Genomic DNA, 20,978 nt, shown 5'->3' on the forward strand with positions numbered 1-20,978 from the left:
ATATTATGGGACGTTTACCTCTTCTTTTAGTCATTCTTGTTCTGGCTGCCGTTTTAATGCCGTCAGCTATTCTTTTAGCTGTTTTGATGGTGCCCAGCCTGGTTGTTTATGTCATTGACCGTAATCCACATCGATATTTTACGGTTACAATAAGCTTACCAAATTTTTGTGGTGTGCTGTCCCCATTAACAGAGTTATGGGAACGCGGTCAAACTTTTGACGGTGCTTTTAGTGCCATCGCTGATCCCTGGAATATGATGATAGCATATGGCGCTGCTGGATTAGGGTGGGTACTTTACCTAGGAACACCAATTTTTGTTTCCAGCTATCTGAGTATCTCAACAGAGGGGAAAATTAAATCCATCCGGCGTTATCAGGATGATCTGATTGATGCTTGGGGAGAAGGCGTAAAGCAGTCTGCCAATATTGCGCCAGCTGACGAGATGGAACCGGAAGAGCAAGAAGTCAGTTAAGCTTTTTCACTCTTTTTAAAATGATAATCAGGTAATAGAGAACAAACAGAGCAAAAAACAACTCCTGAACTTCACTGGCTCTTTGAAATACGCGAAAAGGAACATCCAGAGCTGCAAGTAAGCGCTCTGTCATCCGGGTTGTTTCTGCAATGATTGCTGTTGGCAATAGAACGAGTGTAGGAACAATAATCGCATAGGGATGGTTTTTTATATGTGGTTTTCTTCGGAAAACAAGTGGCAAGATAATCCCGCCTAGAATAATACCAATCTCTAATATCGTACGCGGTTTTTGATCAAGCCAAGAGCTTGTATTATGAAAATTGGTCTCTCCCTGATCGTTAATCTTTGACCACTCAGTCGATGTATCCCATTGGAACCAGTGTTGTCCCCAACTGGCTTCTTCACCAGACATATAAAAACTACCCAAGGCAGCAAGTAATATCCAAAACCACAGAAAGGAAAAGTTAGGGACTTTGGGATGAAGAATGATGCGTATAGCTAGCACAAAAGATATTGCTGGAATAATCGCATGAGAAGTCTCGAGTATACCTGTTCGCTCATTTCCGATCCAACGACTATAGGTCTCCTCTGGTAGAAGGAGGCCCGTCAGAAGTAATATAGATGCCAGAGCAATAGGCAACCATAACCATAACCACTTTGGAAGGTTGTCTTCGAACGTATTATCTGAAGATGTCATGGCTTACCTAATTATAGCTTTTAGAATTTTGTTTTAGGAAACTAACTTTTCAGTAAGCTGTTTTCCAGAAAATTTTAATGTTCTTGTTTAATGTAAGCGCCGCAACAAAAAAGCCAGCTAGAAAAGATCTAGCTGGCTTTTAATTTGATCAATTTAATTCACTATGAAATTGCGAGCTTTTGTTCAATAGCAGCATTTTTAATTGCTTTTTGAAGCTTTTCAAAAGCACGGACTTCGATCTGTCTGACACGCTCTCGACTAATGTCATAGATGTGAGAAAGGTCTTCCAGTGTTGTTGGGTTATCTTTTAAACGACGTTCTTGAAGAATATGTCTTTCACGCTCGTTTAAAGTGAGTAACGCGTCTTCTAAAAGAGCACGACGTTTTGTTAATTCTTCTGTTTCAGCAAACTGAACTTCCTGACTTTCGGTTTCATCAACCAGCCAGTCCTGCCATTCACCATCGCCATCAATGCGCAAGGGGGCATTTAGCGAATTATCCGGTCCTGCTAAACGGCGGTTCATCTGAACAACGTCGTTTTCTGAAACTTTAAGCGTATCAGCAATATGTGTGACCTGTTCAGGTGAAAGGTCACCTTCGTCGATTGCTGACATCTGTCCTTTGAGTTTACGCAGGTTGAAAAAGAGTTTTTTCTGTGCAGCAGTTGTTCCCATTTTAACGAGGGACCACGAATGCAGAATGTATTCTTGGATAGAAGCACGGATCCACCACATGGCATATGTTGCCAAGCGGAAACCTTTTTCAGGATCAAAACGCTTCACCGCCTGCATCATGCCAACGTTACCTTCGGAAATCAGTTCCGAGACGGGCAACCCGTAACCGCGATAGCCCATGGCGATTTTTGCCACGAGACGCAGGTGGCTGGTGACGAGTGTATGTGCGGCATCAGTATCGTCATGTTCGCGCCAGCGCTTGGCGAGCATATATTCTTGGTTTTGTTCTAGCATCGGAAACTTGCGAATATCCTGAAGATATCGCGACAGGTTTCCCTCTGGTGTCAGGGCTGGGATTTTTGATGATACCATTTTACGTTCCCCTTTTGATAGCTAGTTATGATGCAATGCTCACAACGGCAAATTCTCTGCGTGATGCTACATATGGTGTGTCATGCCGCGGTGCACAAGAGGTAACTTATTTCTAAATGCGATTTTTAATTATTATAAACTAATAATCAAATCTTTCAAATCTCTTGATAGTTCACTTGAAAAGGACAGAGCTTCTTTGGTTACAGGATGAACAAAACCAAGCGTTTTTGCGTGAAGAGCCTGTCTTTGGAAGTTTTTCATAAGACCTTGAGCTTCTTCGGTAAGGTTTTTGAGCCTGCCCTGGCTTTGACTACCATAGAGCGGATCACCCAAAAGCGGGTGACCTAAATGGGTCATATGAACGCGAATCTGATGGGTCCGTCCGGTTTCCAAGCGACATTCTATTAGGCTTGCCGCACCATTCGAGAAGATTTCAAGAGTCTTGTAATGGGTAATTGCTTTTTTGCCCCCCGTCGGAACAACAGCCATCTTTTTCCTGTTTTTTGGACTACGGCCGATATTACCTTTAATTTCACCTGCTGCAGGTTTTGGAAAGCTCCATACAATTGCATTGTAGCTTCGCTCTATATCGTGAGTAGCAAATAGCTGTACCAATCCCTGATGACATTCATCTGTTTTGGCAACAACCATTAAACCACTGGTGTCCTTATCTATACGGTGGACGATACCAGGGCGCTTTACTCCTCCGATACCTTTGAAGTCATCTCCACAATGATAGAGTAGTGCATTAACCAGGGTTCCATCACTATTCCCCGGGGCGGGGTGGACAACCATGCCAGATGGTTTGTTCACAATCAGGAGATATGGGTCTTCATAAACGATATCGAGCGGGATGTTCTGAGCAACGGGTTCAGGGTCGGCTGCAGAGGGAACGGTTAAGCAAATGTCTTGTCCGGGTTTTAAGCGATAGTTAGGCGTTTCGATTATCATCTCGTCAATTGTAAGGCATTTCTCTGTAATAAGGGCCTGTAAACGACTTCTGGATAGGTCAGGAAGATGTTGAACAAGAAAGCGGTCAAGGCGTTGCTTCTTTTCTGCTTCAGAAACGATCAAATTGTATATCTGTGCATCATTCGTATGATTGCCGTTATCTGGCATGTTTCCCTCGTATCGGCTTTTCTTTTAGGCTGCTCTGGTCTTTTAGGTTGCTCTGGCTTGCCGAACAGATCCTGCTCGCTTATTACATGACTTCCTTTTACTCGCGGGTTGAATAAGATGAAAGCTATTAAGATAGCCGTCGCCATAATGACCATTCTACTGGTTGTCGGTTTTGCCGTCGTTATCTACACGATTTCGACAAGGTTAAGCGATGGGACTCTTTCAAAGAAAGTCGAAGAAGTTGAAATGCTGTCCCAAAAGGAAGTGCTCGGAGCGCCAGTTATTGGATCGGGACATTTATTGGGGGAACCCTTTGATATGGTATCCATCAAAATCCCAGCTGGCTGTCGCTTGGCGGATACGCAGTTACTTGAAGGCCGTATTCTTTTTAGATTTGATGGCGAGCTGACACGTGACTGTCAACGTGTGGAACTATACGACAGTATTAAAGGAAATAAAATCGGCGGTTGGCAGATTGATATTTCCACAGATTGATGGTTGCCAAGTAACTTTAAAGCAATGACAAAAGACCTATGGGACGAACTCTATGACTAATTTTGCCTCTGATAATGTAACAGGTGTGTCGCCAGAGATCATGGATGCATTGGTGTGTGCAAATAACCATCATGCAGCAATGAGTTATGGTGCAGACCAATGGACGAATAGCTTATCGGGCAAAGTGTCAGAGATTTTTGAAACGGATGTCACAGTCTTTCCTGTCATAAGTGGTACAGCTGCCAATGTTTTGCCGATTGCTTCACTAACGCCTGGCTATGGCACGGTATATTGCCATAAAGAGGCACACATTAATGTAGATGAATGTGGCGCGTCTGAATTTTATACGGGGGGAGCAAAGCTTGTTCCGTTAGCTGGTGAGCATGGTAAGTTTTCTGACAGTACGTTGGAAAATGCAATTTTTGGTCGCGGCGTTCCTCGTCATACTCAACCTGCTTTGGTTAGTTTGACGCAAACGACAGAAGCGGGAACGCTATACCAACCTGATGAAATTGCGGCGATAACCAGCGTTGCCAGAAAGAATGATCTCAAAGTTCATATGGATGGTGCTCGGTTTGCCAATGCTGTTGTCGGGACAGGATGTTCACCTGCGGACCTTACTTGGCGTTCGGGGGTTGATGTTCTTTCATTCGGGGCGACAAAAAATGGGGCAATGGGTGCCGAGTTGGTTGTTTTTTTTGGACAAGAAAATGTAAAGGAATTGGAAAACAGGCGTGTCCGCGGGGGGCATTTTATCTCAAAGATGCGTTTTCTGTCTGCGCAATTAACCGCTTATCTGGATAATGATTTGTGGCGAAAAAATGCACAGCAAGCGAACGACATGGCGCAGCGTATGGCGAGACTTCTATCTGATCACTCTGCGATTGAATTTATTCACCCTGTGGAAGCCAATATTCTTTTCCTGACGATGCCCAAAGTAATGGTGATCTCTTTAAAGAATGCTGGATTTGAGTTTTATGAAATGGTGCCCGGCGAAGAAAGATCAGTGGTTCGCTTGGTCATGTCTTTTAATTCAACTCAATCTGATGTGGACCGTTTTGCGGCTGTAGTAAAAGAATCCAACGCATAAATCGTACTTCTAATCTTGGGAAGCAGCCCCGGTTTTACCTCGCGGTTTAACCGGGGCTTTTTTCATGGATACTACTTTTTATAAAATAAAAATAAAAATAGTTAATCCAGCTTCTTGGATGAAGCGTAAAAAATATAAGAGCAGTATCAAGCGATTAGGGTTTTGTGAATTATCTTGCACGCTTTTTGCTATCAATTTTGATGGATTTTAGTCTCAGCCTTCTAAAGTTCCATTGTTTTATGCAAATGACACGGGCTGTTTTTATGAAGGAATGCATCACAGGTTAAGCCAATATATACAGAGGAGGTCATGATGCCCAAGACCGATATTTTCGACGCTTATTCCGAGCTATATGATAGCCGGCAAGAAAGCGAAATGTCGTTGAGGGATTACTTGTCGGGATGCCGAGAAGACAAGAATATGTTCGCCTCAACTGCCGAGCGAATGCTCGATGCTATTGGCACACCGGAACTTTTCGATACCAGTCAGGACGAGCGTATGGGCCGGATCTTTATGAACCGGACGATCAAACGCTATCCGAGTTTTAGTGAATTCTATGGGATGGAAGAAACCGTAGAACGCATTGTTGGTTTCTTTAAACATGCTTCTCAAGGCCTCGAAGAAAAGAAACAAATCCTTTATCTACTGGGACCGGTTGGGGGCGGGAAATCGTCGATTGCCGAACGATTGAAGATATTGATGGAAAACTGTCCGGTTTATGTCTTGAAAGCCGGGGATCATATCAGTCCTATCTTTGAATCGCCGCTTGGTCTGTTTAATCCCGAAACAATGGGGGATCTGTTAGAGGACAAATATCATATCCCGAAACACCGCCTGACGGGCTTGATATCTCCTTGGGCTCTCAAACGTTTGGAAGAGTTTGAAGGCGATATTTCCAAGTTCACTGTGGTGAAGATGTATCCCTCAAAGCTGCGTCAAATCTGTATTTCCAAAACTGAACCAGGAGATGAAAACAATCAGGATATTTCGACGCTGGTCGGAAAGGTTGATATTCGAAAACTGGAATACTATAGCCAAAACGATTCTGATGCCTATTCTTATAGCGGTGGCCTGAACATGGCGACTCAGGGCCTTCTTGAATTTGTCGAGATGTTCAAGGCGCCAATTAAAATGTTGCACCCGTTGTTGACTGCCACGCAAGAAGGTAATTATGTGGGCACAGAAAATCTTGGGGCTATTCCTTTCCAGGGCATTATTCTGGCGCATTCAAATGAATCCGAATGGCAAAATTTTAAAAACAACAAAAATAATGAGGCCTTTATTGATCGTGTTTGTGTGATCAAGGTTCCTTATAGCTTACGGGCAAATGAAGAAGCTGATATCTATCACAAACTGCTGAGAGACAGTGACTTGAGCGAGACACACTGTGCCCCGGCAACTCTGGAGATGATGTCACAGTTCAGTGTCATGACGCGCTTAAAAGAGCATGAAAATTCCAACATTTTCTCAAAAATGCGGGTTTATAATGGTGATAATCTTAAAGATGTCGATCCAAATGCAAAACCAATTCAGGAATACCGGGAAGCTGCAGGACAGAATGAAGGCATGAACGGTGTTTCTACCCGATTTGCCTTTAAGGTTCTGGCGGAAACATTCAACTATGATCCGAAAGAGGTCTCGGCTGATCCAGTCCATCTGATGTATGTATTGGAACAGGCAATTCAGAGGGAACAATTCCCCGATGAAATAGAAAAACGATACCTTGAATTTATCAAGGGATATCTATCTGTCCGCTACGCCGAATTTATCGGCAATGAAATTCAAAAAGCTTATTTGGAATCCTACTCTGACTTCGGACAAAATCTGTTTGATCGTTACATTTCCTATGCGGATGCGTGGATCGAAGGGCATGATTTCAAAGATCCGGATACCGGGCAACTGTTGGATCCACGTATCTTGGATCAAGAATTGTCCAAGATTGAAAAACCGGCAGGAATTTCAAATCCCAAAGATTTTAGAAATGAAGTCGTGAAATTTACCTTGCGTGCCCGGGCAAATAACAAAGGGCATAATCCACGTTGGACATCCTATGAGAAATTACGAGAAGTAATTGAAAAGCGGATGTTTAGCCAAGTGGAAGATTTGTTGCCCGTGATTTCATTTGGTTCCAAAAAAGATAAGAAAACTGAATCCAAACATAATGAGTTTGTCGATCGGATGGTTGATCGTGGGTATAGCAAGCGACAGGTTCACCGTTTGGTGGACTGGTACATGCGTGTAAACAAAGCAGGTTGATCAGGTAATTTTGGGAGGCAATGGATAGGTGGATTAAACAGCATGATGCATTTTATTGACAGGCGATTAAATCCAAAGGGCAAGAGTTTACCCAATCGACAGAGGTTTATTCGTCGTGCTCAAAACCAGATCCGCAAAGCTGTGAAAGAGGCTGTGAATGGCGGTAAGGTGACCGATATTGGGCATAACGGTCGCATAACCATTCCCTCTAAGGGCTTAAACGAGCCGCGCTTCAAATATGACTATACGAAAGGCAAACACGACCGTGTTCTTCCGGGAAACAAAGAATTTTCCACAGGCGATCAGATAAAACGGCCACCAAAGGGCGGTGAAGGGCAGGGTGGTAAAAAAGCCAGTGAAGACGGCGAGGGGGAAGATAGCTTTCAGTTCTCTCTTTCCAGAGAAGAGTTTCTGGACGTTTTCTTTGAAGATCTGGAACTGCCCGACCTTGTAAAGACGTCATTGAAAGAAGAAGTTGAATTTGAGAAACAGCGTGCTGGTTATGTACGTGTTGGATCGCCAAGCAATATGGATTTGAAGCGAACAATGCGTCATAGCCTTGCTCGTAGAATTTCAATGAAACGGCCAGGTAATGAAGAGCTCAATAATCTTCGTGAAGAGATACTGGATCTTGAAGCCAGAGGGCGTAAAACCAAGAAACTAAAAGAACTACACGAGAAACTTGAGCAGTTGGAACATCGTCGCAGATTTGTGCCCTATATAGATCCCTTGGATGTTCGATATAAATCCTACACAAAGATCCCAAAACCGAATACACGCGCAGTTATGTTTTGTTTGATGGATGTTTCGGGGTCCATGAGCGAAAGCATGAAAGATCTGGCAAAAAGATTTTTCATGCTGTTACATCTATTTCTTACTACTCAATACGAACGGGTTGAATTGGTCTTCATTCGTCATACACACATGGCCAAAGAGGTTGATGAAGAGACCTTTTTCTATTCAAGAGAAACGGGCGGAACTATCGTTTCCTCTGCTTTGGAGGAAATGCAAAAAGTTCTGGAAGATCGCTATCCGCTTGGTGACTGGAACGTCTATGCAGCGCAAGCATCTGATGGCGATAATTTTGCCAGTGATAGGGAAAAATGTTTGGCCATTATGGGGGATGTGATCCTGCCTGCTTGCCAGTATTTTGCCTATATTGAAGTGATGGACGAACAGGAACTGGAAATATTTAAAGACGAACAAAATATGACGGATCTCTGGCGAATCTATGCACAGCTTACGGCTGGGTTTGAACAGTTTGCGATGCGAAGAGTCGTTAAGCCAAATGATATTTTTCCTGTTTTTCAAGATTTGTTTTCGAAGGAAAATGCTGGGGATAGCTAGCTATATAGTAGCAAATTTTTGAAGTCCCAGAAGCTATTCATTAGCAAAGCTATAGAAAGGAGTTCCTATGGCAAAGGCACAAAAGGTACCAAAGCCCCAAAAACATTTGTATGAAGGTGCAGAATGGAGCTTTGAGAAGCTTGATCGTGTCTACGATGCCATAGAAGAAATTGCAAATACCGAACTGGGCCTGAATGTTTATCCAAATCAAATAGAGGTTATAACTTCCGAGCAGATGCTGGATGCCTATTCAGGTATCGGAATGCCGCTGATGTATAACCATTGGTCATTTGGTAAAAGCTTTGTTCAGGATGAATTCTATTATCGCAAAGGCATGCGCGGGCTTGCTTATGAGATCGTTATAAATTCCAGCCCTTGTATTAGTTATATCATGGAAGAAAACACCATGACGATGCAGGCGTTGGTCGTTGCCCATGCCGCCTTTGGTCATAATCATTTTTTCAAAAATAATCACCTTTTCAAGCAATGGACTGATGCGGAAGCCATTCTTGATTACATGCACTTTGCTCGGGAATACATCAATAAATGTGAAGAGCGGCATGGTGTTGAAGCTGTGGAGGAATTGTTGGATGCGGCGCATGCCCTTCGTGAAAATGCTGTCGATCACTACTCAAGACCTGTCCCTATGTCCCGTGAAATGGCGCAACAGCGTATCGACGATCGCGAAGAACATAAGCGCACTGATTACAGGGATATTTGGCGTACTTTGCCTCACAAGGAAGCTGATGTTGAAGATGAAGAGGTAAAGAGCAAACGGCAGGAAGCCAATATGGCCAAGTTTGGATTACCGGAAGCCAACCTTCTTTATTTTTTTGAAAAACACAGTCCTGTATTGGAAGACTGGCAGCGAGAGATTTTGCGTATTGTTCGAAATATTGCCCAATATTTTTATCCGCAAAAGCAAACCAAAGTAATGAACGAAGGCTGTGCCTGCTTTTGTCACTATTATATCATGAACAGGCTTTTTGATAAGGGCCTGATTACCGAGGGCGCAATGCTGGAATTCATTGATTATCACAGTCGTGTGGTGGCCCAACCAGACTTTGATGACCAAAGGTGGAGCGGTATTAATCCTTATGCGCTAGGTTTTGCCATGATGCAGGATATCTATCGTATCTGTCATGAGCCTACGGACGAAGATAAACTTTGGTTTCCGGATATAGCGGGATCCAACAATGGTATTGAAGTTTTAAAGGATGCCTGGGCAAATTATCGGGATGAGAGCTTTATTTTACAGTTCCTAAGCCCGAAACTTATTCGAGACTTCAGACTGTTCCAAATCCACGATAACGCGTCACTTCCCCATTTAAAGGTTGATGCTATTCACGATAGCCGAGGCTACAAAAAAGTGCGTAGTGCCCTCGCAAAATCTTATACTGTCTCAGCCATGACATTGGATATACAGGTTGCCGATGTCGAGTTTGAAGGTGATAGAGCGATTACTCTGCGTCATATGGTCCATGATGATGTACCAATTGATGGTAAAGAAGCAGAGCAAGTGATGCGCAGAATTGCTCAATTGTGGGGGTATGATGTCAGCCTCTATTGTGAAGATGCCCTCTCTGGGAAAATTCTTGCAACTTACGATGTAACGGCTTCTTGATAAGTGCTGATTGGTGTTAGCTGAGATATGTATAATCCCTAACTTTTATAGTGAGTAAATATTCAATAACTGTTATTATGCAAGAGTCGTTGCTGTCTAAAACAGATCTTTGCTTCAGTTGCCATAATATGTGAGCAAGTTTCATTTTGGATAGGTGTTCAGGAAGTTAAATAACAGGATTAGATAATCCTGGAATGTCGGTATTGCCGTACCGATTTCAGAGGGGAGCACATGACAATTAGCTCGTTTAGTGACATAGACACTCAAGACTTAGATAAAACCTATCCTGTTCGGGATGAGTTGGTTATTCAGGCTTTGTCAAATGAAGTCGGGGAAGAGACTATTCCTTTTCTGGTGGAACAGTTTCGCGCAGATCTGAAGACGCATCTCGCTGGCGTTATAGATGCTGCTCGAATGCATAACGGCGAAGAGTTGCAGAGGGAAAGTCATACCTTAAAAAGTGTGAGCGGGACCTTTGGAGCTCTGCGGTTACAGGAACAGATGCGTCTTATAAACGAATCCTGTCGACGTGGAGATCACCAAGAAGCTATAGAACTTGCTGCAAATGCAGATGTGATTGGTGCGTTAACGATGGATGCTTATCAAGTCAGATAGTTTTCAGGATGTATCAAGAAGTGTTCTTTGTCTTGTACTGCTTGGCAAGGCACGTATTCCCTCGTATCATCAATAAAAGGCTTGTTTAGTTCAGTATTCTATCCTGATTTTGGTAATATAATTGATGGCAGAGACTCCCTCCATTTTACTGGTTGAAGACACGGCGTCCTTGGCTGCTGTGTATACGAGTTATTTGCAGCGCTCCGGCTATGAATCGACCCAAGTAACATCAGGAAAAGAGGCGCTTCATGAATTGGACGAGGGCGGGTATAGGGTTATTCTCCTGGACCTCCAGTTGCCGGATATGGATGGTATTGAAATCCTGCGAATGGTGCAGGAACAGAAATTGCCTGTTGCCGTTGTGATTATCACATCTAATGCGTCGGTGAATGTTGCTGTCGAATCAATGCGTTTGGGCGCGTATGACTTTCTCGAAAAACCCTTCTCCGCTGACCGGTTAATTGTCACAGTACGGAATGCCTTAAAGCATATGCAGTTATCCGAGATGGTTGAGGCCATTAAGGAACGAACGCATTTTTATGGTTTCATTGGCTCTTCCTTTGCGATGCAGTCAATCTATCGAACGATTGATTCTGCAGCTGCATCCAAGGCAACTGTCTTTGTTACCGGAGAGAGTGGCACAGGTAAGGAAGTTTGTGCAGAAGCAATTCATAAATGCAGCCCTCGTGCTGAAAAGCCTTTTGTGCCGCTTAATTGTGGAGCCATCCCCAAAGATTTAATGGAATCTGAGATATTCGGTCACGTGAAGGGGGCTTTTACCGGGGCAATTGGTAATCGAGACGGGGCAGCTACACAAGCCGATGGTGGAACGTTGTTTCTGGATGAGATCTGTGAAATGGATCTCGACTTACAAACCAAGTTGCTACGTTTTATACAAAGCGGCACTTTTAACAAAGTTGGAAGCACGCGTCTTGAAAAGGTAAATATTCGTATTGTTTGCGCCACCAATCGCAGCCCCTTGAAAGAAGTTCAGGCCGGCAGATTTCGAGAAGACCTTTATTATCGACTTCATGTTATTCCTATTCATCTGCCGCCTTTGAGAGACCGGGATGAAGATATTCTGGAAATTGCGAAATCTTTTCTGGTTGATTATGCCAAGGAAGAGGGAAAAGAGTTTGCAAGTTTCTCTGCTGAAGCAATTGACGCCATTAATAATTACAGTTGGCCGGGTAATATTCGCCAACTTCAAAACGTTATCAGAAATTCCATCGTGTTGAATGAGGGACAGGTTTTAACCGCTGATATGTTACCTTCATTAGGGGGGCAGAATAACAGTTTTGCAGAATATAAAGGCAATGTTCCCGGTCGGAATCGTGGAGACGATTCAAGCGATAACAAGCTTGAGACTGTTGAGTTACTATCCTCGGTAAATCGTTATACAGGCATATCGCAATCAACTGAGATTACACCGCTCTGGATTGTTGAAAAAGAAGCGATTGAATCTGCGATTAAAACTTGTGATGGGAATATTGTAAAAGCCGCAAGTCTTTTGGACATAAATCCTTCGACCATATATCGCAAAAAAGCGCAGTGGAAAGAACAGGAAAAGAAAACGAGCTAATTATAGTTCGTCTTCCTAATCTTTGTTTTTGTCAGCGACGCAATCATAAGAACGACAAAAAGTATTGTCAGAGCGAGAGATACATACATTAATGCTTCCTCTTGGAATGCTTGTGTCGCCTGTCCACCGATGAGTGGCATTAACCCCCCAATACCCCATAAGAAACCAAATGATGCATTTGCCGCAATTAAATCGGCGCCTTTGTATTCGTGCCCGACGGCGGTGAGAACAGTGTTGTAGATAGACGTTAGAATTCCACCCCAGCAAAATAACAGGAATTTAAATAATAGAATGATATGCGAAAACTGGAATGTCAGGATGATACAGAGGATGCAGACCAAGCCCAAAAGAAGAAGCAATTTGGGAATGTTCATATGATCGGCGAGCCACCCAATAGGGTATTGAAATATAAGTCCGCCAAGGAAGAATAGTGTTAACATGACATGCATATCAGGTTGCGCATATCCTATTCTGGAACCGTAGTAATGAAAGAAAGTGCCCATTAGAGTCTCTGTGCCTGATGCCAGAACGACAGCCGCACAGTAAGCGGGAGCAATGAGTATAAAGGAGAAATAATTAAAGCTGCTTGGGGATTCTAAATCCATCTCCGGATCTTGTACGAACAATAACGGCATTGTTGCGACAAAACAAATACAGGCACCGGTTATAAAGGGCAGCCAGCTGTCTGTACCGGTTAGAATGAGAAGTAAAGGGCCGGAAGCAAAACCAAGACCTAGTGAAATATTGAACAGGGCAAGTATGCGACCCCGGTGTGATGAAATGGCAAGGTGATTGATCCAACTTTCACTGGCAATAAATATTCCGGCAACAGCCATTCCCATAACAAATCGGATGAGAACCCAAGCGATTGATGCAGGGAAGAGAAACAGGCAAACAAACATCAGTGTTTCGGCGAGCATGCAAATGATGACAAATTTTCTCATGCCAAGAAGCTTGATACAGGCCGGGACAAAAGGAGAGAAAAGAACAATCGCGATCCCCAGCATTGAGCCAATAAGACCAATAAAAGAGCCGCTGCTTCCGTCACGATCCAGGGATATCGTCATCAACGGAAGGGTAAATCCCATACTGATTCCAGCGATCGATACACAGGATATAACTGCGATCAAATCTTTGAGATTACTGGGGCGTATCGAAGGGTTCTGGCTTTCCTCTGAGATTTCACTCACACGGATATTTTTCTCTTAATGTTAAAACGATGCTTTCAAATGCGGGTTGGGTAGCTGTTTTTGTTGAAAGAGAGTGCCTGATGACATCAATGAATTGGCCCCGTTCAATATTTGAAGGGAAACAAAATGCCTCTGCGATCAATCCTTGTTCTCGCATTTCCAGCAAGCTTTCGACTGTGCCGGTAATATAGCCGTTACACAGACCGCCATACCATCGATCTTCGGAGCTGCATAATTGAGCAAGCTCTTTGTTGGAGAGTTGGTTCGTTGCAAAGCTAAGGCTGGGTGTGATTAGAAAGAAACAAATAAATAGAGTTTTAAGCAAAATGTCGTATCCGGTCTTAAATATGTTGAAAGAGGAGTTTATCATGGAATTGCACGCAATGGTTTATTTTTAACGTTAATACCAAGAGTTTATTGAATTTGATAAATTTAAAATAGGGGTATCTTTCGCAAATGATTGATTAAATACAAGCTTATGAGTAGGTTAATTCTTAACAATTATAGAGTGTGATTTTTTTCACACTAAACCATAAAACATCATAAAAGGTTGGATCGTGCGTAAATTTACGATTTCAATATCTATAATACTACTGCTTGTTATTGCTGGTGTGCTCTTCGGGCCGGGTTTTGTTGATTGGAACAAATATAAAAGCGATATAACGGAACAAGTTTACGCCTATACAGGCCGAACTTTGGATATTGAAGGTGATCTTAATCTTCGGATATTACCGGTCCCAAGTTTTTCTGCGTCGGATGTTCGTTTTGCGAATGATCCCAGATCCAGTAATAAAGCGATGGCGACGCTTGATGAGTTAGGGATCAAAATTGCAGTATTCCCTCTCTTGAGTGGGCGCTTGCGAGTTGACGAAGTTATTCTCAGAAAACCAACAATTTATGTTGAAAGGTTTTCTGATGGCTCGGGAAACTGGATGTTCTCACCAGAGGAGAAAAGCAAAAAGCAAGGTGCGAGCACCGCTGCTGGAACAGATGGTAGTTCAGGGACCCAAGAGAGTGATCATAACCAAACGGATAGTAGTTTTTTCTCTGGCGTAATTCTGGACCATTTCCGGATTGTTGATGGCACAATCCATTATGATGATGCCGAGGGGAATACCCATGAAACGTTTGAAGGCATTAATGTAGAGATCGCTGCAAAAAGCCTTAACGGCCCCTTTTCCTTGGGCGGTGATCTGCTCTTGCGGGGGCAGCGCACAGAAATTGAATGGGATCTAGGACAGTTTGCTGAAGAGGGGGCAACAGCGATTAATGCAGGTATTCGCCTGCCAGATTCTCAAGCAAAACTAAAGTTTAATGGCTCAGTCTCTCGCCATGTAAACAGTACTTCCTATCGCGGTAAATTTGAAGGCGACGGTGGTGACCTGGGATCTCTTGTTTCAGAGTTGCTTGAAGTTGACATGCAAACAAGCGCGGATAGTGATTTTGAATTATCTGCTGAGCTTGAAGGCAATTTGAATAGGCTTGCTGTAAGCGACATTATTGTGCGTGTTGGGTCGCAAAAAGTCACAGGTGGTGTAGATGTCGATTTTAAGGATGGTGTGGCTATCTCAATGAACTTGGCTAGCCCAAGAGTTAACCTCGACGATATTCTTGCTGTTCAAGACACTGTGCTGACGAATCAAAATGCGAAACAAAAAAAGAATAATTCCGGCCAAAATACCGCGACAATCGCAGATAAAAAAACAGGCACTGTGTCTAAACAGCAGTTAGGCTCATCGTGGCCAACCTTTTCTCCAGAGCTTTCTCTTCAGGCGCAATTAAGTGTTGATGATGTTATTTATAATCAACAGATTGTACGCGGTTTGGTTTTACAATCCCGTCTTCAAAATGGCTTGTTTGAGTTACAAAATTTAAGTGCCCAGCTTCCAAGCGGGAGTCAAATTGCTCTTGCCGCCAATTACCAAAATCAAACGGTAAATGGACAGTTGAATGCACGAACAGAGGATCTGCGTGGACTTCTGACGTGGCTTGAGATTGGTGTTCCTGATGTACCTAATGATAGATTACGGCGGCTGGATAGTAAGGTGCGCTTTAGTTTGACGCCGGATCAGGTTGTTTTAAACCCGGTTTCCGTGACTTTGGATGTTACACATTTGGACGGGGCGGCAACGATTGCTCTTCGGGATCGTCCCGGTATTGGCGCACGTGTTGTGATTGATCGGATTGATCTGGATGCCTATAAAATTGGGAAAATCTCGAACTCTTCTGCTGGAATAAGTGAAGGCACCATAACCTCTGAAAATTCTGCTGTAGTCGAAGATACTGATGGTAAGCAGCAAAAACAGGTGCTTGATTCAGATAATAAGCCAGATTCAGATAATAAGACTGGATCGATATTAACGCGCGCCGATGCAAACTTGGATATTACCCTTGGTGAAGCTGTGTATCAGGGGGTTCCTCTTCGCGGCGTGAAGCTGGATGCCACGCTTCAACAAGGCAACTTGCAAATCAGAAATGCTTCTTTGGATGACATTGAAGGATCTTCCCTAGCTTTGTCTGGCACGATAAAAGATTTTGAGGCTGTGACACCTACTTTTGATACGACAGTTATTGCCAAGGTCGTGGATCTACCAAAGCTTCTGACGCTAGCGGGGCAAGATAAAATTGATGGATTGTCTCAATTCGGATCTGTCGAAGTCAGCGGTAATATCAAGGGAACGAAAGAGAAGCTGTCTCTGGATCTTCTCGGGGCGGCAATGGGGGGCTCTTATCAGGCTAAAGGAGTGCTTCAACCGGGCGCAACGTCTTTATATCAAGGTTTGATGGCTATTGATCATCCTGATGCAGCTCAGTTGGTTAAGCGTATTAATCCAGAAACTTCGACAAATCCAAAATGGGGGCGCGTTTCTGTTAAGTCGATGGTAAAGATCGGGTCCGCATCGATAGAGCTTTTTGAACTTGATGGAACCATAGCTAACACACCTATTCAAGGGAGTGTTGTCGCAAGCCTTTCAGATCTAAAGCCGAAGGTGACGGCTAACCTGATGACTGGCAAGCTGGATCTAAATAGTCTTCTTCCTCAGTCTGCCCCCGGTGGTGCTTCTGGCGGAGCGAGTGGAGGGGGAAGTTCTGTTTCTGCGGGATTAAACAGACGCTGGTCTCAGGAAAATTTTGATCTCTCTGCTTTGTCCTCACTGAATGCAGAAATCTCGCTTATATCAGATGCTCTTCGGAATGATGCTATGAACATTGAAAATGTGCAGGCAAAAGCGACATTACAGGATGCTGTTTTGACCTTGTCTCAGTTCTCGGGTGTTGCCTATGGGGGAGGCGTAACAGCCGTTGGTACTGTTGATGGTCGGGATCAACTTCGTATTGATATGGACATAGATGCTCAGAATATCGATAGCGGAGCGTTACTTCGGGACGTGGCTGATTTCAAAAGAGTGTCCGGTCCGATTTCGGTACAGGGGAAGATAACAACGGCAGGTGGATCGGAAGCCGATCTTGTTCAGGGGCTAAATGGTAATGGCCAAATTTCTGGGGTCTTAACCGCAAAGGTTAAAACGAAAGAAGTTGTTGGCGGTGCTTTGCTTGGTGTTCTTGGTTCCAAACTAAAAGGAATTCAGGGCGTAGGTGATGCAACAACGACATTGCTGCAATCCTTCGCGGGGCATCCGGCCCAGTTAAAAGGAACCTATACTATTCATAACGGAGTACTGGTGACCAATGATCTTCGGGTTGATGGTAATCGAACATCGGTCTTTACCGCAGCAACAGTAGATTTTCCTGCTTGGTTGATTGAAAGTCAAAGTGACTTGTTTAAAGAGGGGGGAGACCCAACCAAACCTTACTTAACTGTTCATTTGAAAGGAGATTTGGATAAGCCTAATCCAAGAGTCAAAGGACAGTTCCTTCAATCAAACAAGTCCAACACGATCAATCAGCTTCTAGGTGGCGAAGTTCCAAGTTCAGATGTGTCTGAACCGCAATCAGAGGTAACGGGTGAACCTGCAGAACAAACAAGTGAGCCTGTTGTTGAAGATAAAAAATCCAAGAAGAAAAAAGCTAAAGAACTCTTGAAAGGCCTATTTAAAGAACTTGGTGGCTAAGTCTTAGTCTTCTTTTGAAGTGATTACTGGGTAAAGTAATAGAACATAAAAAAAATAGAGCGCTTCTCTGTTGGAAAGGCGCTCTATTTTTCTGGGGTCGGTTCAGAAGCCGTATCTTTGTTACTGTCTTCAAGCCGTTCTTTCAGATGATTGAGGACAAGAATTCGAAGCGCGCTTGAAAGGTTACTTGTTCTGGCTTCGTCGACTTGTTCAACAAACTGGTTGAGCGATAAGCCTTCGCGTTTTGCGAGCAGTTTTATTTCCTGCCAAAAGCCTTCTTCCAGACTAAAGCTGGTTCGGTGCCCGGATATGGTTACGGAACGTTTTTTGATTTCTTCTGATTTGAAGTCCAGAACCATGTCGTTCTCTTAATGCAACAAAAGAAGAATAAGGCGGGCAGATATGGATCTACCACCCGCCTTAAATCTACTTATGCTTTACGGGGGCCGACCATGTTTTCGGGGCGGACCTTTTCATCAAACTCTTCTGCTGTCAGCAGATCAAGAGCCACAGCGGCTTCTTTTAGTGTGCTGTTTTCCACATAGGCTTTTTTGGCAACTTTGGCTGCATTGTCATAACCAATATGGGGGTTTAGGGCCGTGACCAGCATCAGAGACTGTTGCATCAGTGTCGTGATGCGCTCTTCGTTTGCTTCAATACCATCAACACAGTTTTCACGGAATGAATCACAGGCATCACCAATTAGCTTGGCAGATTGCAGTAGGTTGTAAATCATCACAGGCTTGAAGACGTTCAGTTCAAAGTGTCCGTTAGATCCGGATACCGTTATTGTCGTGTGATTACCCATAACCTGTGCGCAAACCATTGTCATGGCTTCTGCCTGTGTTGGGTTTACTTTACCTGGCATGATCGATGAGCCGGGCTCATTTGCCGGCAACAGAAGTTCGCCCAATCCACAACGAGGACCTGATCCAAGCATGCGGATATCGTTGGCAATTTTCATCAATGAAGCTGCGAGGACATTCAATGCGCCTGATGCCTCAATAATGGCGTCGTGAGCAGCAAGTGCTTCAAACTTGTTTGGCGCAGTTGTGAAGGGCAGTTTTGTAATGTCTGAAACCTGCGCCGCAAACTTTTCAGCAAAGCCTTCGACAGAGTTCAAGCCAGTACCAACCGCTGTACCACCCTGAGCAAGTTCAGCAAGACGAGGAAGTGTATTTTTGATTCGGGCAATGCCATATTCGATTTGCTTGGCATAGCCGGAAAATTCCTGACCGAGGGTTAAGGGCGTTGCATCCATCAAGTGGGTGCGTCCAATTTTGATGATTTTTTCGTAAGTCTTTGCTTTGGCATCAAGAGAGGCATGCAGCCGTTCCAGTGAGGGAATAGTTTCTTCACTTAGCTGCCTGACACCCGCGATAGACATCGCAGAAGGGAAGGTGTCGTTTGATGATTGCCCCATGTTGCAATGATCGTTCGGGTGCACAGGGGACTTTCCGCCACGCTCACCAGTCAGCAGTTCATTTGCACGACCTGCGATGACTTCATTGGTGTTCATGTTGCTCTGTGTACCAGAGCCTGTTTGCCATACGACCAATGGGAAATGATCCGTTAACTTGCCGTCGATCACTTCTTGCGCAGCCTGACAGATTATTTCTCCCAGCTTTTTATCTAGCACACCCAGTTCAATATTTGTGCGGGCTGCAGCAAGTTTTTGCGTGCCGAGTGCCTTAATCAAAGCTGGTGGCATTTTTTCACCACCGATTTTGAAGTTTTGTAGTGAACGTTGAGTCTGTGCCCCCCAATAACGGTCTGCAGCGACTTCAATTTCGCCCATGGAATCTGTTTCAATACGGATCTTGCCTTGATCGGACATGCTGGTGGCTCCCTACTTTCTCTGGCAGCTGGTATGATAATTAGAGCGGTAACAGATTTACCTGTCATCAACTCAATTGTAATGTTGCGCCGCAGTATACACAGAATGCGTCATTGAAAAACAGGCTATCTACACTATTTATTCTCATACGCTGTTATTCGTTTATTCCGGTTGGTTTATTGTGGGCAAAGTATGCTGTCGCTGACTAGGTTATAGTTTTCTTTTTTTAGGTTTCTTCTTTGCGTGGGCACGTTTCGATGCTGCGATTGCGAGTTCTGCCCAGTGAATGAACTCTTCCGGATCTTCCTGAGCTATTTCAGGAACAAGCCAGTATGACATTTTTATTGGTTTGTTTTTGCCTTCATAAGTAAAGGGTTCGCTGCCGGCTTTGATGAAAAGGTTTTCGCTCTTTTTGTCTGCTTTTAAATAGATATTACCAAAGGCCTCAAGAGCAAACATGATGTCTTCAAAATAAAGACCATGCCCACCAAACATTGGTTTAACCCTGATTTCCCCCAATGGAAGGCAGAGGTTTATTGTTTCTTTGACACAGCTAGGTAAAGTTTTGCTCATGAGTTTGTCTCGTTGATAAATTCGTTTATAGAACCAATAGCCTCTGACCAATTCTGCTCATCTGTTCGGCCTGATTTTTTACGCGGAGTTAGGTTATGATTCCCATTTTCTGACCAGTAGATTCTTATTTTATCCGATAAATCATAATGCTCAACCTCATCTGGTTTTCCAAATGGATCACGTGTGCCCTGGATGATGAGGCAGGGTGTTTGGGTATTTTCAAGATGTGCGGTTCTGGTGTTTTCTGGTTTGTCAGGGGGGTGAAAAGGATAGCCGAGGCAGATGGTGCCAGTAACGCTCATTTCATCGGCAATCATACTCGCCATGCGCCCTCCAAGAGATTTCCCCATAATATAGAGCGGACGTTGAGGGTGTTGATCTATTACCTGTTGCCAGAATTCCAAGAGTTTCGGCGCTCTGTCCGGAGGGCGTTTTTTTCCGGTAGCTCTGCGTTCTGCCATAAAGGGAAATTCAAATCTGATAATGTAGTGACCGGAGCGCCCCAGTTTTTCAGCAAAGTAGTTCATAAAATCGGTGTCCATAGGAGCGCCGGAACCATGAGCAAAAAGAATGGTGGTTCTATCCGTATCAGAGACCTCTTCTTGGTCGTTTTCTGGGCCGTTATGTAGAAAATGGATGCTTGTCATGATGCTTTCGTGTATATTTAGAACAGGTTATGACTTTTTATGCACAGATCTACGGTATAGAGCATGAGTGATATTCGCCAGAAAGATTTATCTGACAAGTCTGTTCAAGACATGAATTCTGAAGAGAAGAAAGAAATGCGTCGGCGGTTTGAGGAGTTTGCCAGTCAGGTCGGTCAGAATAATGACTCTATTCTTGCAACACCTGAAAAGCCGAAGAAAGTGGTGAAGTGGGACCCCAAAACCATGGGGCGTGCTGAGAAAAAATAAGCCACATAAAGGTATTGTATCGTTACGATAGAGGCTGGGGTATGCTC

General features: G+C 43.9%; 19 protein-coding genes. 10 read left to right on the forward strand and 9 right to left on the reverse strand.

The window, feature by feature from the left end; all coding sequences use genetic code 11:
- Positions 1 to 5 precede the first annotated feature (5 nt).
- Entirely contained in the window at positions 6 to 473 is a 468-nt protein-coding gene (locus tag BKB51_RS11680) for a hypothetical protein (RefSeq protein WP_085901255.1), read from the forward strand.
- On the opposite strand, the gene BKB51_RS11685 is transcribed toward BKB51_RS11680, so the two are convergent.
- The 3 genes from BKB51_RS11685 to BKB51_RS11695 all read right to left on the reverse strand — a co-directional run bounded on the left by BKB51_RS11685 (position 466) and on the right by BKB51_RS11695 (position 3,335).
- The gene (locus BKB51_RS11685) at positions 466 to 1,170 is read right to left on the reverse strand and encodes a hypothetical protein (RefSeq protein WP_085901256.1); all 705 of its coding nucleotides are present in this window, start codon (positions 1,168 to 1,170) and stop codon (positions 466 to 468) included. The two genes, BKB51_RS11680 and BKB51_RS11685, sit on opposite strands and share 8 nt — an antisense overlap.
- A gap of 161 nt (positions 1,171 to 1,331) precedes the next feature.
- Positions 1,332 to 2,216: an RNA polymerase sigma factor RpoH gene (gene rpoH / locus BKB51_RS11690; RefSeq protein WP_047762210.1), complete on the reverse strand. Its 885-nt coding sequence runs from the start codon at positions 2,214 to 2,216 to the stop codon at positions 1,332 to 1,334.
- A 132-nt stretch (positions 2,217 to 2,348) separates the two neighbouring features.
- The gene (locus BKB51_RS11695; RefSeq protein WP_085901257.1) at positions 2,349 to 3,335 is read right to left on the reverse strand and encodes an RluA family pseudouridine synthase; all 987 of its coding nucleotides are present in this window, start codon (positions 3,333 to 3,335) and stop codon (positions 2,349 to 2,351) included.
- Positions 3,336 to 3,452: 117 nt separating this feature from the next.
- Between BKB51_RS11695 and BKB51_RS11700 the strand changes: the two genes are divergently transcribed.
- From BKB51_RS11700 to BKB51_RS11730, 7 genes are all read left to right on the forward strand, one after another.
- The gene (locus BKB51_RS11700) at positions 3,453 to 3,830 is read left to right on the forward strand and encodes a hypothetical protein (RefSeq protein WP_085901258.1); all 378 of its coding nucleotides are present in this window, start codon (positions 3,453 to 3,455) and stop codon (positions 3,828 to 3,830) included.
- Positions 3,831 to 3,882: 52 nt separating this feature from the next.
- Entirely contained in the window at positions 3,883 to 4,920 is a 1,038-nt protein-coding gene (locus tag BKB51_RS11705) for a threonine aldolase family protein (RefSeq protein WP_085901259.1), read from the forward strand.
- A gap of 309 nt (positions 4,921 to 5,229) precedes the next feature.
- Positions 5,230 to 7,176 carry a PrkA family serine protein kinase gene (locus BKB51_RS11710; protein WP_085901260.1) on the forward strand — a complete coding sequence of 649 codons (1,947 nt, stop codon included), beginning with the start codon at positions 5,230 to 5,232 and terminating at the stop codon, positions 7,174 to 7,176.
- Between the two features lie 42 nt (positions 7,177 to 7,218).
- On the forward strand, positions 7,219 to 8,523 hold the full coding sequence (locus BKB51_RS11715) for a YeaH/YhbH family protein (RefSeq protein ID WP_085901261.1): 1,305 nt from the start codon (positions 7,219 to 7,221) through the stop codon (positions 8,521 to 8,523).
- A 67-nt stretch (positions 8,524 to 8,590) separates the two neighbouring features.
- On the forward strand, positions 8,591 to 10,147 hold the full coding sequence (locus BKB51_RS11720) for a SpoVR family protein (RefSeq protein ID WP_085901262.1): 1,557 nt from the start codon (positions 8,591 to 8,593) through the stop codon (positions 10,145 to 10,147).
- Between the two features lie 231 nt (positions 10,148 to 10,378).
- Complete coding sequence (locus tag BKB51_RS11725; protein WP_085901263.1) at positions 10,379 to 10,762, forward strand: Hpt domain-containing protein; 384 nt, start codon at positions 10,379 to 10,381, stop codon at positions 10,760 to 10,762.
- A 124-nt stretch (positions 10,763 to 10,886) separates the two neighbouring features.
- Positions 10,887 to 12,344, forward strand: coding sequence for a sigma-54-dependent transcriptional regulator (locus BKB51_RS11730; protein ID WP_085901264.1), 1,458 nt, complete (start codon positions 10,887 to 10,889; stop codon positions 12,342 to 12,344).
- Here BKB51_RS11730 and BKB51_RS11735 read toward each other — a convergent pair.
- Both BKB51_RS11735 and BKB51_RS11740 read right to left on the reverse strand, forming a co-directional pair.
- Positions 12,341 to 13,534 carry an MFS transporter gene (locus BKB51_RS11735; RefSeq protein ID WP_085901265.1) on the reverse strand — a complete coding sequence of 398 codons (1,194 nt, stop codon included), beginning with the start codon at positions 13,532 to 13,534 and terminating at the stop codon, positions 12,341 to 12,343. The two genes, BKB51_RS11730 and BKB51_RS11735, sit on opposite strands and share 4 nt — an antisense overlap.
- Positions 13,527 to 13,859, reverse strand: a complete 333-nt coding sequence (locus BKB51_RS11740; RefSeq protein ID WP_085901266.1) for a Rap1a/Tai family immunity protein — start codon at positions 13,857 to 13,859, stop codon at positions 13,527 to 13,529. The genes BKB51_RS11735 and BKB51_RS11740 overlap by 8 nt, the downstream gene beginning before the upstream one ends.
- A gap of 232 nt (positions 13,860 to 14,091) precedes the next feature.
- Here BKB51_RS11740 and BKB51_RS11745 point away from each other — a divergent pair, with 232 nt between their 5' ends.
- Positions 14,092 to 17,607 carry an AsmA family protein gene (locus tag BKB51_RS11745; protein WP_085901267.1) on the forward strand — a complete coding sequence of 1,172 codons (3,516 nt, stop codon included), beginning with the start codon at positions 14,092 to 14,094 and terminating at the stop codon, positions 17,605 to 17,607.
- A gap of 83 nt (positions 17,608 to 17,690) precedes the next feature.
- Here the strand turns inward: BKB51_RS11745 and BKB51_RS11750 are convergent, their stop codons facing one another.
- The 4 genes from BKB51_RS11750 to BKB51_RS11765 all read right to left on the reverse strand — a co-directional run bounded on the left by BKB51_RS11750 (position 17,691) and on the right by BKB51_RS11765 (position 20,664).
- Positions 17,691 to 17,966 (reverse strand): ribbon-helix-helix domain-containing protein, encoded by a 276-nt coding sequence (locus BKB51_RS11750; RefSeq protein WP_085901268.1) that lies wholly within the window; start codon positions 17,964 to 17,966, stop codon positions 17,691 to 17,693.
- Between the two features lie 71 nt (positions 17,967 to 18,037).
- The gene (gene fumC / locus BKB51_RS11755; protein ID WP_085901269.1) at positions 18,038 to 19,444 is read right to left on the reverse strand and encodes a class II fumarate hydratase; all 1,407 of its coding nucleotides are present in this window, start codon (positions 19,442 to 19,444) and stop codon (positions 18,038 to 18,040) included.
- 210 nt (positions 19,445 to 19,654) lie between these two features.
- On the reverse strand, positions 19,655 to 20,017 hold the full coding sequence (locus BKB51_RS11760) for a TfoX/Sxy family protein (RefSeq protein WP_085901270.1): 363 nt from the start codon (positions 20,015 to 20,017) through the stop codon (positions 19,655 to 19,657).
- Positions 20,014 to 20,664, reverse strand: a complete 651-nt coding sequence (locus BKB51_RS11765) for an alpha/beta family hydrolase (RefSeq protein ID WP_085901271.1) — start codon at positions 20,662 to 20,664, stop codon at positions 20,014 to 20,016. Before BKB51_RS11765 ends, BKB51_RS11760 begins: the two co-directional genes overlap by 4 nt.
- Before the next feature lie 63 nt (positions 20,665 to 20,727).
- On the opposite strand from BKB51_RS11765, the gene BKB51_RS11770 reads away from it, so the two are divergent.
- Positions 20,728 to 20,931: a hypothetical protein gene (locus tag BKB51_RS11770; protein WP_085901272.1), complete on the forward strand. Its 204-nt coding sequence runs from the start codon at positions 20,728 to 20,730 to the stop codon at positions 20,929 to 20,931.
- Positions 20,932 to 20,978 lie beyond the last annotated feature (47 nt).

It is taken from the genome of Kiloniella majae, assembly GCF_002118315.1.
GTDB lineage: Bacteria > Pseudomonadota > Alphaproteobacteria > Kiloniellales > Kiloniellaceae > Kiloniella > Kiloniella majae.

What these genes read in the sequence shown, in the direction of transcription:
- BKB51_RS11680 (WP_085901255.1), top strand. Translation starts at nt 6, where the DNA reads ATGGGACGTTTACCTCTTCTTTTAGTCATTCTTGTTCTGGCTGCCGTT.
- BKB51_RS11685 (WP_085901256.1), bottom strand. Translation starts at nt 1,170, where the DNA reads ATGACATCTTCAGATAATACGTTCGAAGACAACCTTCCAAAGTGGTTA.
- rpoH (WP_047762210.1), bottom strand. Translation starts at nt 2,216, where the DNA reads ATGGTATCATCAAAAATCCCAGCCCTGACACCAGAGGGAAACCTGTCG.
- BKB51_RS11695 (WP_085901257.1), bottom strand. Translation starts at nt 3,335, where the DNA reads ATGCCAGATAACGGCAATCATACGAATGATGCACAGATATACAATTTG.
- BKB51_RS11700 (WP_085901258.1), top strand. Translation starts at nt 3,453, where the DNA reads ATGAAAGCTATTAAGATAGCCGTCGCCATAATGACCATTCTACTGGTT.
- BKB51_RS11705 (WP_085901259.1), top strand. Translation starts at nt 3,883, where the DNA reads ATGACTAATTTTGCCTCTGATAATGTAACAGGTGTGTCGCCAGAGATC.
- BKB51_RS11710 (WP_085901260.1), top strand. Translation starts at nt 5,230, where the DNA reads ATGATGCCCAAGACCGATATTTTCGACGCTTATTCCGAGCTATATGAT.
- BKB51_RS11715 (WP_085901261.1), top strand. Translation starts at nt 7,219, where the DNA reads ATGATGCATTTTATTGACAGGCGATTAAATCCAAAGGGCAAGAGTTTA.
- BKB51_RS11720 (WP_085901262.1), top strand. Translation starts at nt 8,591, where the DNA reads ATGGCAAAGGCACAAAAGGTACCAAAGCCCCAAAAACATTTGTATGAA.
- BKB51_RS11725 (WP_085901263.1), top strand. Translation starts at nt 10,379, where the DNA reads ATGACAATTAGCTCGTTTAGTGACATAGACACTCAAGACTTAGATAAA.
- BKB51_RS11730 (WP_085901264.1), top strand. Translation starts at nt 10,887, where the DNA reads ATGGCAGAGACTCCCTCCATTTTACTGGTTGAAGACACGGCGTCCTTG.
- BKB51_RS11750 (WP_085901268.1), bottom strand. Translation starts at nt 17,966, where the DNA reads ATGGTTCTGGACTTCAAATCAGAAGAAATCAAAAAACGTTCCGTAACC.
- fumC (WP_085901269.1), bottom strand. Translation starts at nt 19,444, where the DNA reads ATGTCCGATCAAGGCAAGATCCGTATTGAAACAGATTCCATGGGCGAA.
- BKB51_RS11760 (WP_085901270.1), bottom strand. Translation starts at nt 20,017, where the DNA reads ATGAGCAAAACTTTACCTAGCTGTGTCAAAGAAACAATAAACCTCTGC.
- BKB51_RS11765 (WP_085901271.1), bottom strand. Translation starts at nt 20,664, where the DNA reads ATGACAAGCATCCATTTTCTACATAACGGCCCAGAAAACGACCAAGAA.
- BKB51_RS11770 (WP_085901272.1), top strand. Translation starts at nt 20,728, where the DNA reads ATGAGTGATATTCGCCAGAAAGATTTATCTGACAAGTCTGTTCAAGAC.